The sequence below is a fragment of the Oceanimonas sp. AH20CE76 genome (assembly GCF_039654065.1).
GTDB lineage: Bacteria > Pseudomonadota > Gammaproteobacteria > Enterobacterales > Aeromonadaceae > Oceanimonas > Oceanimonas smirnovii.
Genome location: NZ_CP155481.1, coordinates 1282081 through 1295766, shown reverse-complemented (window position 1 = coordinate 1295766; position 13686 = coordinate 1282081). Strand labels below are relative to the sequence as shown.

Genomic DNA, 13686 nt, shown 5'->3' with positions numbered 1-13686 from the left:
CGATCAGCTGGTAAACACCACGGTTTTACCCTGATGCAGAAACACCCTTTGTTCTATGTGATATTGCACCGCCCGGGACAGGGTAATGCATTCTATGTCTTTACCCTTGGCAATCAGCTGCTCGGGATAATGGCTATGATCCACCACTTCCACGCCCTGAGTAATAATCGGGCCTTCATCCAGCTCATTATTGATATAATGGGCCGTGGCTCCCACCAGTTTAACGCCCTTATCATAAGCCTGATGATAAGGGTTGGCCCCTTTAAAGCCCGGCAGCAGTGAATGGTGAATATTAATGGCACGGCCGGTCAGCTCGGCGCTCATGGCCGGGCTCAGCATCTGCATATAACGGGCCAGCACCACCAGATCTGCTTCGCATTCCCGTACTATGCTCATTACCTGGGCTTCCTGCTCGGTGCGGTTATCATCATTTACCGGCAGGTGATAATAGGGAATATGGTGCCAGTCGGCCAGCCGCTGTAAGTCGGAATGATTGGAGATAATGGCAGGAATTTCCATCGCCAGCTGCCCGGTGCGATAACGATACAGCAGATCATTCAGACAGTGATCCAGCCGTGACACCATCACCACCACATTGGGCCGGTATTGGCGGGCAGTAAGTTGCCATTGCATATCAAACCCTTCAGCCCGGGGCGCAAAGCCCGCCCTGAACGCGACTTCATCAAAAGCGTGCTCCGTGGGCGGACGAAATTCAACACGAATAAAAAAGTGGCGGCTCAGCACATCGTCAAAGGTCTGCATCTCCACCACATAGCAGCCCTGCTCGCGCAGATAGCGGGTGACTACATCCACGGTGCCCAGGTTGCCCGGGCAGTGAGCGGTAAGATAGTAGGTGTCTTTTGGCATGGCCACTGAAGGTTCTCCCGGTTTATAAATAACAAGCCGCCTGACGGCGGCGTTATTGTGCGGCAAAGCCAGGCGTTTCGCCAGCCGGGCAAGGGGCGTTCAGCCCAGCTTTTTTTCCATAATAAAACGGGTAAAGGTCAGCCCGGCTTTGCACACTTGCTGCTGGTCTATCAACACAAATCCCCGCTGCTCAAACATGGGGCGCGACAATACGCTGGCATCCGTCGTAAGACAATCCACGCCGCGACGACGGGCTTCCTGCTCAATTTCGCCGCACAAACGGCTTGCAAGCCCCCTGCCCGAGTGCTGCTCAAGCACATAAACCAGTGCCAGATAGTTATCGGGATTCAGGGTAGCAAAGGCCACGGGAATATTATGCAGCGTCATCACTCGAGTATAGCCACTGCGAATAAGGCGGCTGAAGTTATCCCGATAGAGGTAAGGAAACGCCGCCCACACCTGTACCTGCTCATCGCTGTATCCGCGTCGCCCCTGCCCCATCACGGCATCGTGATAAATCAGCTCCAGGCTGCTGAAATCGGTTTCCTGGTAGTCTCTGCTTAAATACATGACAACTCCGAATACAAGCTCACTCTTTGATAGTGCGCAAATATCATAACAAAGCCGGGTCAGCGGATCTGCGCCTGACCACGGATTTGCGCTATTCTAGCCACTTTCAATTATTTATCGATTCGATAAGCTGTTGCACATCAGTTTCACGGGAATAAATGATGCTAAAAACCACTCTTGCAGCCAGCCTGGTGACTGCCGCCCTGCTTGGCGGCTGTGCCAGTCATGCCAGCCCTTCACCACAACCAGCGTCTGACTTGCCCAACACCGCCGCTGCCACTCCCGCCGAGCAGCAGAATTTTGTTGCCTGGCGCGACGACTTTCGCCGCCGGGCCCTGGCAAAGGGGATTGAGCCATCCCTGTTTGATGCCGCTTTTACCAATATCGACCTGAATCAGCAGGTAATTAAACTGGATCGGGGTCAGGCGGAGTTTACCCGCCAGATCTGGGAATATCTTGATACTGCCGTCTCTGATACCCGTATCAGTACCGGTAAAAGCAAACATCAGACGCTGGCCCCGGTGCTGGCACAAATAGAGCAACGCTATGGCGTGGAAGCTGAAGTGGTGCTGGCGATATGGGGCATGGAAACCAACTATGGCAGCTATCGCGGCAATACGCCCACCATTGAAGGTCTGGCCACGCTCGCCTTTGAAGGTCGCCGCCGGGACTTTGCCGAAGCGCAGCTGATCGCCGCTCTGCAAATTCTGCAGGCCGGTGATGTGAGCGTAAAAGACATGCGCGGCTCCTGGGCCGGTGCCATGGGCCACACCCAGTTTATGCCCACCAGTTATCTGGAATACGCCCAGGACTTTGACGGTGACGGCAAGCGTAACATCTGGAGTGATGATCCCACTGACGCCCTGGCCTCTGCAGCCTATTATCTGTCCCGCTTCGGCTGGCAGGCAGGCATGCCCTGGGGACTGGAAGTCATACTGCCGGATAACTTTGACTATACCCGGGCAGATCAGCAAAACCGCCGGCCGGTATCCTACTGGCAGCAGCAAGGCATTAAGCAGGCAAACGGCCAGGCCCTGCCAGACATTGGCGAGGCGGCAGTACTGGTACCCGCCGGGGCCAAAGGCCCCGCCTTTGTGGTATTTAACAACTTCTATGTGATCAAGCGTTACAACAATGCCACCTCTTACGCCATGGGCGTAGGACATCTTGCTGACAGAATTGCCGGCAGCAGTGGTTTTAAACAACACTGGCCCCGCCACGAACGTGCCCTCAGCCGTACCGAAAAGCGCGAGCTGCAGCAGCGCCTTACCGAGCAGGGATTTAATACCAAAGGGACTGACGGTGTCATTGGCCCCAACACCATGGCCGCGATTCGGGCCTGGCAACAAGCCAAAGGCCTGACCGCCGATGGTTATGCCAGTGCCAGCCTGCTGGAGCGTTTGCGTTAACTGCTATTCGCGGAGTCTGACACCAGACCCCGCTTTACCAATGGTTATAAATTCTGCAAAAATACCCTTGTTACGCTATTTTTCATAAGCCATAACCAAACGGATTAACAGCACAGTGAATTGTGCTGTTAGCATTACTTGGTTCCCTATATTTTTCTGACATTTGGAGTCTTCATGCTGACCCTGCTCGTCAATCTGACGATCTTTGTGTTGCTGATGCTGGTTCTGGGCAAGCTGGCCCGCCGGGGTCAGTCCCTTTCCCGCCAGGTGCTTACCGGCCTGGTGTTTGGTGTGGCCGCCGGTTTTGCCATGCAGTTGCTGTACAGCGCCGATACCATCACCCGCACCCTGGAGTGGGTAAACGTGGTAGGTGCCGGCTATGTGCGACTGCTGCAGATGATCGTCATTCCGCTGGTGCTGGTGTCCATTCTGGGTGCCGTAGCCCGGCTGCATAACGCCACCTCACTGGGCAAAATCAGTGTAATGACCCTGGGCATATTGCTGTTTACCACTGCCATTTCGGCGCTGGTGGGCGTGTTCGTCACCTATTCCTTTGGTCTGAGTGCCGCCGATCTGGTGCAGGGAGCCCGTGAACTGGCCCGTGCCGAGCATCTGGAAGCCACCGTGGCCAGTGTGGCGGACTTGTCTGTGCCGCAACTGCTGGTGTCTTTTATTCCGCGCAACCCCTTTGCCGACATGACAGGTGCCAGCCCCACTTCCATTATTGGCGTGGTGATTTTTGCGGTGTTCCTGGGACTGGCCGTACTGACCCTGCTGAAAGACGAGCCGGACCTGGGCAAACGTGTGGTGGGCGGCATTGAAGCCCTGCAGGCCTTGATTATGCGGCTGGTGCGGCTGGTGATGAAACTGACCCCCTTTGGCGTAATGGCGCTGATGACCAAGGTGATTGCCGGCTCCAACCTGCAGGATGTGGTCAGTCTGGCCGGCTTTTTGGTGGCGTCTTACCTGGCTATTGCCATTATGTTTGTGGTGCACGGTGTGTTGCTGAGCATCGCAGGTGTCAATGCCAAGCGCTTTTTTACCAAGGTATGGCCGGTACTGGCGTTTGCCTTTACCAGCCGCTCCAGTGCCGCCACCATTCCGCTGAACGTGCAGGCGCAAACCCAGAAACTGGGCGTGCCCGAGAGCATTGCCAACTTTTCAGCCTCTTTTGGTGCCACCATTGGTCAGAACGGCTGCGCCGGCATTTATCCGGCCATGCTGGCAGTGATGATAGCTCCCACCATGGGCATTGATGTGCTGGATCCCTTGTGGCTGGCCACCCTGGTGGGCGTGATCACCCTGGCGTCTTTCGGCGTGGCCGGTGTGGGCGGCGGTGCTACCTTTGCGGCCCTGATAGTGCTGCCCATTATGGGCATGCCGGTGGCGCTGGCGGCCCTGCTGATCTCCATTGAACCGCTGATCGACATGGCCCGCACCGCCCTCAATGTGAACGGCTCCATGACCGCCGGCACCATCAGCAGCAAGCTGCTGGGGCAAACCGACGAAGCCGTGTTTGCTGCCGATAACGACAGCGAGCGGGCACCGACCACGGCCTGATAACAGGGTTAATAAAAAAGCGCCTGACGGCGCTTTTTTTAGGTCTGATGACGGGCACTTTGACGGAACGGATAGCGGCGAAAGGCCAGCATTTTGCGCACCCCTTCCAGGATCAGCAGCCCCACAGCAACCCAGATGGCAATAAAGGTCACCCACTCTTCATCGGCAATGGTTTCTCCCAGTACCAAAGACACCACCACCAACAGCACCGGCTCCACATAGCCTAACAGGCCAAACAGACTGAATGGCAGCTGACGGCTGGCAAGAATATAACAGGCCAGTGCCAGGGCGCTAATCATACCCAGACCCAGCACCAGAATATACAGCACCGGTCTGTCGGCAAAGGTGGCAAAAGGCGAGCCGGATGCCATCACAAACCAGGCCGCCACCGGCAACATCAGCAGCATATCGCACCAGAGGCCGCCCAGATTGTCGTTTCCGAGCCAGCGCCGCCAGACAAAATAGAGCGGATAACCAATGGCAACGACCATGGTTTCCCATGACACGCCGCCTGCATGCCAGAGCTCATTACCAACCCCGAAGGCGGCACAGGCCACCGCCAGCCACTGCAGCCGGCTGGGCCGCTCCTGATATAAAAACCGGCCAACCAGTACCAGCACCAGTGGCATCATAAAATAGCCGAGCGACACTGCCAGCCCCCGGCCATTAATGGGTGCCCACATAAAAATCCACAGTTGTACTCCCACCAGCGCCGAGGAGAGTGGCAGGCCAACCCAGATTACCGGACGGGTTTTCAGCTGAGCAAGCAGCGCAGTTACCAGTCGCCAGTCTCCACTGTACAGCAGAAACAGCCCCAGGCAGGGCATGGTCAGCAGCATGCGCCAGCCAAATACTACCTCTCCGCTCATGGGTGTCATCAGGCTGGCATAGTAATAAAGCAGCGCAAATAACACCGACGAAAACACCGATAATGCAACCCCTTTGGCCACTCACTCACCTCCTTTATTCATATAAGGATAAAAAATACGCGCGCAGCTTATCAGCTTTACGATGAAAGAATGACCTGATTTAAAAAATAAAAGCAGACATATTTATTGCTTATAATGCTTATTAACAGCAGGCCTTATTGATTAACAGTGCCTTTACAGAAACTTTGAAAGCCATCACTTTTTCAGGCAGGAGCCACATCATGCAGCGCATCATCATTACTCTGTGTTTATTACTGCTGACCGCCTGTGCCGGAGCCGGTGACCGGCGCTTGATGCTGATGCCGGTAGCCGGCTTTCCGTCTGACCTGCAGGAAAGCTCCGGCCTGGTGGCCCTGAACGGCGGTTTTGTCAGCCATAACGACAGCGGCAATACGGCCGAACTATTTATGCTTGACGGCAAAGGCCGGCTGCTCAGCCGCATGCCGGTGGCCGCCAGCAACCGTGACTGGGAAGACATTACTCAGAATAACAATACCCTTTATATTGCCGATACCGGCAACAATGGCGGCAAGCGCCGGGATCTGCGCGTGCTGGCGGTGCCGGTAAACGGCGGTGATCTCACAGAGTTGCCGGTCCGTTACCAGGAGCAGCACAACTTTCAGCCCCCCTCCCATCAGCATAATTTCGATGCCGAAGCCCTGGCCATGGTCAATGGCGAGCTCTGGCTGCTGACCAAACGCTGGCTGGATCAGCACAGCGCCATTTATCGTCTGATACCAGATTCACGGGCCACCGAAATCACCGAATGGCAGCGGCTGAATACGCAAATGCTGGTTACCGGTGCCGACTTTGATACCGCCAGCCAAACCCTGCTGCTGGTGGGATACAGCCGCAACCTGTGGGACAGACGTGCCTTTGCCTGGGTCTATCCGGTGCGTGATAACAGAGTGGCTGAAGCAGAAGGAGTCCGTTTTCGGCTAAACGAAACCGGCCAGTTTGAAGCCATCGCCCTGGGCAAAGACGGTCATTTGTATTTCACCCGGGAAGGCACAGGGCCACAGCTTTATAAAAGCCGGCAACCTCTGCAGGCACTCATATCTTACTGACCCATAAACAGGGCACTGTCATATCAGAGTCATAACAGTGCCATAGAGTGTGCTTATCAACAGCTACACTTCCATTAACGTTATGCTCACTCTTTCCGTCCCTGGCAGTCCTATCAACGAGCTGATTGCTGAACAGCGCCTGCGCCCCGTGTTTCAGCCCATTATTGACGTGCGGGCCCGGCGTATTTTGGGTCATGAGGCCCTGATCCGCGGCCCCGAAGGCCACGCCCTGGAAATGCCGACGGCGCTGTTTGCCGAGGCACGTCAGTCTAATCTGCTGTCGGAGCTGGATCTGGCCTGCCGCCGGGCCGCATTACTGCAATATCACCGGCTGGGCATGAGCGGCAGCCTGTTTGTGAATGTGAACCCCAATGTGCTGCTTGATCATCGCCATCCCAAAGGCTCTACCCGCCGTCTGGCTGAGGCGCTGAAAATCGCGCCCGAGCACATTGTAATTGAGCTGTCCGAGCAGGATGCAGTGCATGACACCGACGGCCTGAAAGCCGCGCTGACACATTATCGTCAGCTGGGCTTTCGTGTGGCCATTGATGATCTGGGTGCCGGTTATTCCGGGCTGAAACTATGGTCCGAGCTGCAACCCGACTTTGTAAAAATTGACCGGCATTTTATTCAGCGGCTGGATCAGGATCCCGTGAAGCGGGAATTTGTACAGAGCATAGTGGCGCTGGCTCGCAGCATGGACTCAAAAGTGATAGCCGAGGGCATTGAAACCCGGGCCGAGCTGGAGCAATTGCAGGCCATGGGCATATATTATTGCCAGGGGTTCTGGCTGGGCCGGCCCGCGGCCGAGCCCATCAGCGAGGTGCCCGGTTATGTGCCCAAAAGCACCGGTCAGTTGCTTTCGCATAGTCAGGAAACCATAGAGTGCCTGATCCGTAATGCCGTCGCCATGGATATTAATGACCCGCTGGAAAAGGCCTTTGAACGGCTGCGGGCTGATGACAGACTGCACTCCATTCCAGTACTGGCGCAGGGCATGCCGGCAGGCATGTTGCACCGCGCCCGGGTAATGGAGCTGTATTCCACTCCTTTTGGCCGGGCACTGTATGCCAATAAACCGGTGGCGCGGGCCATGGACAAACACCCGATCATCGTTGACCGGCATACGCCTCTGGAGCAGGTGAGTTACCTTATTACTGACGATGACAACATGGGCACCCATCAGCATTTTATTGTGACCAGCAACGGCCATTACCATGGCCTCGGGTCGGTGCGCGGTCTGTTACGCACCATGACCGAACAGCGTTTAATGCAGGCCCGCTATGCCAATCCGCTTACCCAGCTGCCGGGTAACGTGCCCATCTACCGAAAGATTGATCAGGCATGATAGCCAGGGGCGCAGTTTGCGGCCTCAATAAAAAAGCCGGGCCAACAGCCCGGCAAACAGTTTGCTAAACGCTTCTTCAGAACGCGGCTTTAAAAATACCCACCACTTCTTCATGAGTGGGCTGCACCGGATTGGTAAGACCACAGGCGTCTTTCATGGCATTGCTGGCAAGCTCGGCAAAATCTTCTTCTTTCACCTTGAGGTCACGCAGACCGGCAGGAATGCCCACCTGGCGGGCCAGACGCTCAATGGCCGCAATGCAACGATCAGCACCCTGCTCCGGTGACAGCCCCTGCACTTCTTCGCCCAGGGCAGCGGCTACCTCGGTCAGGCGCACCGCGGCTACCCGGCTGTTAAAGCGTTGCACATGAGGCAACAGCACGGCATTGCACACGCCATGGGGCAGGTCATAAAAACCACCCAGCTGGTGCGCCATGGCATGCACATAGCCCAGTGAGGCGTTGTTAAAGGCCATGCCCGCCAGCAACTGGGCGTAAGCCATGTTGTTGCGGGCTTCCATATTGCTGCCGTTTTCTACGGCATTGGCCAGGTTGTCACTGATCAGATTAATGGCCTTGATAGCGCAGGCATCAGTGATGGGGTTGGCCGCGGTAGATACATAAGCTTCCACCGCATGGGTGAGCGCGTCCATACCGGTGGCAGCGGTCAGCGAAGCCGGCATGTTTTTCATCAGGAAGGGGTCATTTACCGACAGCACCGGGGTGACGTGCTTATCAACAATGGCCATTTTAATATGGGTATTCTCATCGGTAATAATGCAGAAACGGGTAATTTCCGAGGCGGTGCCGGCGGTGGTGTTAATGGACACCAGCGGCAGCTGGGGCTTGGCCGACTTGTCTACCCCTTCATAATCGCGAATATCACCGCCGTTACTGGCCACCAGCGCAATGGCCTTGGCACAATCGTGAGGCGAGCCGCCCCCCAGAGAAATAACAAAATCGCACTGGTTCTGATTAAGAATGGCCAGACCCGCTTCCACGTTACCGGTAGTGGGGTTGGCCTGCACACCATCAAAAATACTGGCCTGAATATCCTTACCGGCCAGAGCCTGCTGCAGCTGACCGGCATAACCCAGCTCTACCAGCGGTTTGTCGGTCACAATCAGGGCATGACGAAAGCCCGACTCACTGACATGATTAACGGCCTGATCCAGGGCACCATCGCCAATCAGGTTGACCGAGGGCATAAAGAAAGTTGCTGTGCTCATGTTATTGCTCCTTGCCTGAGGCCTTGGCCTCTATCATTGTTGCTGATTAACAAGCCATGGCGGCACCGGCCTTGCGGTGCCGCATCATGGTTTAGAAGAAACCCAGGGGATTGCTGCTGTAGCTGACCAGCATGCACTTGGTGAGCTGATAGTGATCCAGCATCATTTTGTGGGTTTCCCGGCCGATGCCCGACTTCTTGTAGCCGCCAAAGGCGGCATGGGCAGGATAGGCGTGATAGCAGTTCATCCACACCCGGCCGGCCTGAATGCCCCGGGCCATGCGATAGGCGCGGTTCACATCCCGGGTCCAGACGCCCGCCCCCAGGCCAAACTCGGTGTCGTTGGCAATGGCCAGCGCGTCGGCCTCGTCCTTGAAGGTGGTAACTCCCACCGCCGGACCAAAGATCTCTTCCTGAAACACCCGCATGTTATTGCGGCCCTGGAAAATGGTGGGCTGAATATAAAAGCCGTTTTCCAGCCCGCTGATGGAGTTGGCCTGTCCGCCCAGCAGCATTTGTGCCCCTTCAGAGCGGCCAATTTCCATGTAGCCGAGAATTTTGTCGAACTGCTCCCGTGAAGCCTGCGCCCCTACCTGCGTCTCGGTGTCGAGCGGGTTACCCTGCTTGATTTCACGGCCCCGGGCCAGCACCCGCTCCATAAATTCGTCATAAATACTTTCTTGCACCAGCGCCCGGGACGGACAGGTACACACTTCCCCCTGGTTAAAGAAGGTAAGCAGCATGCCCTCAATGCATTTGTCCACAAACTCGGGCTCATGGCGCAGCACATCTTCAAAAAAGATGTTAGGAGACTTGCCGCCCAGTTCCACGGTGGACGGAATAAGCCGCTCGGCTGCCGCCTTGAGAATGTGCTGACCCACAGGGGTAGAACCGGTAAAGGCGAGCTTGGCAATGCCGGGGTGGCGCAAAATGGCTTCACCTGCTTCCGGCCCCAGACCGTTGACCACGTTGATCACGCCGGGGGGCAACAGGTCGCCAATCAGCTCCATTAATACCAGAATGGAGGCCGGGGTCTGCTCGGCGGGCTTGAGCACGGTGCAGCAACCTGCCGCCAGCACCGGGGCCAGCTTCCAGGCTGCCATCAGCAGCGGAAAGTTCCAGGGAATAATCTGCCCTACTACTCCCACCGGCTCACGAAAGTGATACACAGCCGTGGTGCCGTCCAGCTCGGCGGCGCTGCCTTCCTGTGCACGAATGGCGCCGGCAAAATAACGGAAATGATCCACCACAAGGGGAATATCAGCGGCCAGGGTTTCGCGCACCGCCTTGCCGTTATCCCAGGTCTCGGCCACGGCCAGCATCTCTTTGTTCTGCTCAATGCGATCGGCAATGCGCAGCATCAGGTTGGCCCGCTCCGCCGGCGGTGTGCTGCCCCAGCTGGCAAACGCCTGTGTGGCGGCTTTTACTGCCAGATCAACGTCGGCTTCGTCAGAGCGGGGCACTTCACAAAATACGGCACCATTAACCGGTGAGGTATTTTCCATATAACGGCCTTTCACCGGGGCCGTCCATTCGCCACCGATAAAGTTCTGATAACGGGGCTTGAAATTAACAATGGCACCGGCCTGGCCAGGTTGCTGATAAATCATATTGCTCTCCTTGCTGATAGTGTTCAGTCGTTATTTGTATTGCAAAGCCAATGCCAAATTTACATTTTAATAACAAAAGCAACGGCAAGCCTTATCCTTGAAGGCATTGCGGGTTACACTGATTATCACTGCCAGCCGGTTTAATGCCGGCACACTGTGGTAAAAGTGTACGGGTGTTCAGTGCAAGTGTTCAGTTTCCGGACAGGCGAAAATCATGACCATGCAATATCTGACTTTTGGCGAGCAGCCCACGGCGCTGCTGACCCGCTCCTGGCAACGCAGTCAGGGCTTTGGCTTGCAGCCACACTTTCAGGCAGATCCTGACTGCCTTACTCCCGCAGATTTGCGCCAGCAACAGCAGCGCCACCGGCATCTGTTAAGTCTGGTACAAAAGGCCATGCCCTTATTTGAACAATGGCAACAGGGCCGCGACTGCCGGTTGCTGTTTGCCGATGCCGACGGCACCATTTTGCTGAGCACCGGTGACAACCGCTTTTCTGCCCGTGCCCGCCGGCTGGCGCTGGCTACCGGTGCCCGCTGGCACGAGCAGACCATGGGCACCAATGCCATTGGTACTGCACTCACGGAGCAGCAGGAAGTATCCATTCTGGGTGAGCAACACTATATGCAGGCCAACCACAGCATCAGCTGCAGTGCCAGTCCGGTGTTTTCACCTACCGGTGAGCTGCTGGGTGTGATTGATATTTCCAGTGAAGCAAGCAAACACAGCGGTGATATGCTGATGACCGCACGCCTGATGGCCCTGACCATGGAAAATGCCCTGGTCAGTGAGCAGCAGGATGCCTGCTGGCTGCTGAACCTGGCCAATGATGCCGCCGGCCTGCAGCAACCCTGGTCAGCACTGATTGCCCTGCGGGAAGACGGCCGCCTGCTGGGGGCCAATCGCCGCGCCCGCCAGTGGTTACCCCGCCTTGATCCTGCCGCCCTGCTCAGTCAGCTGCGCCAGGGTGAGCTTACCCCCTGGGGTGATGGCATGGCACTGCTCAGCAGACGCAGCAGCCCGGGCCGCCCCCGCCCGGTGACACCGCCTTCCGCCGACCATGCCGCTCTTAAGTTGCTGAACCATGGCGTGCCCTTGTTGCTGCAAGGTGAAACCGGCACCGGCAAGGATCATCTGGTGCGCCGGCTGCACCAGCAAAGCCAGCGCGCCAAGGGCCCGCTGATTGCCGTTAACTGTGGTGCCCTACCCACCGACTTGATTGAAGCAGAACTGTTCGGGCACACCGCCGGTGCTTTTACCGGCAGCCACAAAGAAGGCCGCCCGGGCTACATCAGAGCAGCACATCAGGGTATTTTATTTCTGGATGAAATTGGCGAGCTGCCGCTGCCGGCACAAACCCGGCTGTTACGGGTATTACAGGAAAAAACCGTGGTGCCGCTGGGCTGCCATCAGCCGGTGCCGGTAGACTTTTGCGTGATTGCCGCCAGCCATAAAAACCTTGAGGTCATGGTCGCCGACGGGAGTTTCAGGGAAGATTTGTACTTTAGGTTAAACGGCTACAAGCATACCCTAACGCCGCTGCGCGAGTATACCAGAGCCGATTTCGAGGCGCTGACCGCACAGCTGTTGCGAGAGCTGCACGGCCCTGACATCAGGCTGGCTGAGGGCATAATGGACAAGCTCCATGCCTGCCCCTGGCCGGGTAATATTCGTCAGCTCAGGCAGGTGCTGGAGGTAGCGGGGATCCTCGCTGATGGCAGGCAGATTGAAACTCATCACCTGCCTGAGTTGCCGGTTGTCAACGTCACGGGCCAAACGGCCGGCCAGGATCTGAAAACCACCACCGAGCAGCGCATTCAGCAGGTGCTGAACGCCTGCAACGGCAACATCAGCGAGGCTGCCCGACAACTCAATATCAGCCGCACCACGCTTTACGCCCGGCTCAAAAAGCGCTGATCACTTCAGCACCCAGCGTTTCCAGTCTGCGGGTCACCAGCAGGCTGGCAGATTCCATTTCCTGCAGGCAAGCCAGACCCTCTTCAACATTGCCTGCGGCAAACGCCTGCAGGGCCTGCGCCCCCTGCTGATGCACCTGCTGATGGCTGCTTTCCAGGCTGCGGAAAGATGACAGGTGGCTGTAAAGGCGCGCTCCCCGTCCTTCGTAATACCATTTGCCCAGCCGGCATTCATGATGCGTGGACACCGGATCATCAAACTGATGTTGCTCAATACGCTGATAAATATCACTTTTCCAGACTGCATGATCGAGTTTAACCGCCTCCAGAAATGCCACTGCAGCATTGCGCTGAATGACCTGCCGCATGGCTTCGGCCTGAGTGACGACTTCCCGGGTAACATCATCAATTTGCTGTGCTGAAGAAGCAATTTCGTTTGTACTGGTAACAGATTCATTGACCGACACATGAATAGCCCGGCTTTGTTCCAGCACTTTTTGCACCAGCGTATTGATGTTGCCGCTGGCCTCATGAGCCTTACTGGCCAGGTTGCGCACTTCATCCGCGACTACCGCAAACCCCCGGCCCTGCTCGCCGGCCCGGGCCGCTTCAATGGCAGCATTCAGCGCCAGCAGATTGGTTTGTTCGGAAATTTCCTGAATGACGGAGACAAAGTTACTGATCTGACCAGCCGTATCGGTAAGAATGGCGGCACTTTCCGCACTGTGTGACACCTCACTGTGGATCACAGCTGAACGCTGTTTCAATACATCCGTTGCCTGATAAGTTTGTTCAAAGACGCCTTCCATGGCCGTCAGTTTTTCACGCTCCTCCAGCAGGCTTTCCGCATTGGTGACCATGCCGGCACGAATAGCCTGCAGCATATCACTGCCTTTCAGCGCCGCCTGTGTCAGACCACGGCAGCTGCGTTGCTCTCTCTGTACCTGAGCCAGCTCTTCACGCAGTCCGGCCAGCTCGCTTTCCCGTGCGGCAATACGGGTTTCATACTCTGCAACCTGGGCAGCCAGCTGCTGTTCCAGATCCTGCACCCGTTTTTTTATTTTTGATGCAAACATTCTGTCTCCTGAGTCCTTTTGCCCGCATATTAAGCAATAGCAGGCAGGTGCTTACCAGCATGCACATGCCATTAAGCAAATTATTTTAGTCACCTGTGTGATAGCC

The 13686-nt window shown here is 56.3% G+C and carries 11 protein-coding genes; 5 read left to right on the top strand and 6 right to left on the bottom strand.

The window, feature by feature from the left end; all coding sequences use genetic code 11:
• Positions 1-3: 3 nt before the first annotated feature.
• Both purU and N2M06_RS06340 read right to left on the bottom strand, forming a co-directional pair.
• Positions 4-873, bottom strand: coding sequence for a formyltetrahydrofolate deformylase (purU, locus tag N2M06_RS06345; RefSeq protein ID WP_317074694.1), 870 nt, complete (start codon positions 871-873; stop codon positions 4-6).
• A 93-nt stretch (positions 874-966) separates the two neighbouring features.
• Positions 967-1437, bottom strand: a complete 471-nt coding sequence (locus tag N2M06_RS06340) for a GNAT family N-acetyltransferase (protein WP_019933993.1) — start codon at positions 1435-1437, stop codon at positions 967-969.
• 158 nt (positions 1438-1595) lie between these two features.
• On the opposite strand from N2M06_RS06340, the gene N2M06_RS06335 reads away from it, so the two are divergent.
• Entirely contained in the window at positions 1596-2846 is a 1251-nt protein-coding gene (locus tag N2M06_RS06335; RefSeq protein WP_346351965.1) for a lytic murein transglycosylase, read from the top strand.
• A gap of 174 nt (positions 2847-3020) precedes the next feature.
• Positions 3021-4406, top strand: a complete 1386-nt coding sequence (locus N2M06_RS06330; protein WP_346351964.1) for an L-cystine transporter — start codon at positions 3021-3023, stop codon at positions 4404-4406.
• Between the two features lie 38 nt (positions 4407-4444).
• Here the strand turns inward: N2M06_RS06330 and rarD are convergent, their stop codons facing one another.
• Positions 4445-5356 carry an EamA family transporter RarD gene (rarD, locus tag N2M06_RS06325; RefSeq protein WP_019933996.1) on the bottom strand — a complete coding sequence of 304 codons (912 nt, stop codon included), beginning with the start codon at positions 5354-5356 and terminating at the stop codon, positions 4445-4447.
• Between the two features lie 200 nt (positions 5357-5556).
• Between rarD and N2M06_RS06320 the strand changes: the two genes are divergently transcribed.
• Both N2M06_RS06320 and N2M06_RS06315 read left to right on the top strand, forming a co-directional pair.
• Positions 5557-6402: a hypothetical protein gene (locus N2M06_RS06320; protein WP_346351963.1), complete on the top strand. Its 846-nt coding sequence runs from the start codon at positions 5557-5559 to the stop codon at positions 6400-6402.
• 49 nt (positions 6403-6451) lie between these two features.
• Positions 6452-7750: an EAL domain-containing protein gene (locus N2M06_RS06315; protein WP_346351962.1), complete on the top strand. Its 1299-nt coding sequence runs from the start codon at positions 6452-6454 to the stop codon at positions 7748-7750.
• Positions 7751-7826: 76 nt separating this feature from the next.
• Here N2M06_RS06315 and yiaY read toward each other — a convergent pair whose 3' ends face one another.
• Together yiaY and N2M06_RS06305 are read right to left on the bottom strand one after the other, a co-directional pair.
• The gene (yiaY, locus tag N2M06_RS06310; protein WP_317074698.1) at positions 7827-8978 is read right to left on the bottom strand and encodes an L-threonine dehydrogenase; all 1152 of its coding nucleotides are present in this window, start codon (positions 8976-8978) and stop codon (positions 7827-7829) included.
• Between the two features lie 91 nt (positions 8979-9069).
• Positions 9070-10587 (bottom strand): aldehyde dehydrogenase family protein, encoded by a 1518-nt coding sequence (locus N2M06_RS06305; protein WP_019934000.1) that lies wholly within the window; start codon positions 10585-10587, stop codon positions 9070-9072.
• 214 nt (positions 10588-10801) lie between these two features.
• Here N2M06_RS06305 and N2M06_RS06300 point away from each other — a divergent pair, with 214 nt between their 5' ends.
• Positions 10802-12505 carry a sigma-54-dependent Fis family transcriptional regulator gene (locus N2M06_RS06300; protein WP_346351961.1) on the top strand — a complete coding sequence of 568 codons (1704 nt, stop codon included), beginning with the start codon at positions 10802-10804 and terminating at the stop codon, positions 12503-12505.
• Here the strand turns inward: N2M06_RS06300 and N2M06_RS06295 are convergent.
• Positions 12492-13580, bottom strand: a complete 1089-nt coding sequence (locus N2M06_RS06295; protein ID WP_019934002.1) for a methyl-accepting chemotaxis protein — start codon at positions 13578-13580, stop codon at positions 12492-12494. The two genes, N2M06_RS06300 and N2M06_RS06295, sit on opposite strands and share 14 nt — an antisense overlap.
• Positions 13581-13686: the final 106 nt, after the last annotated feature.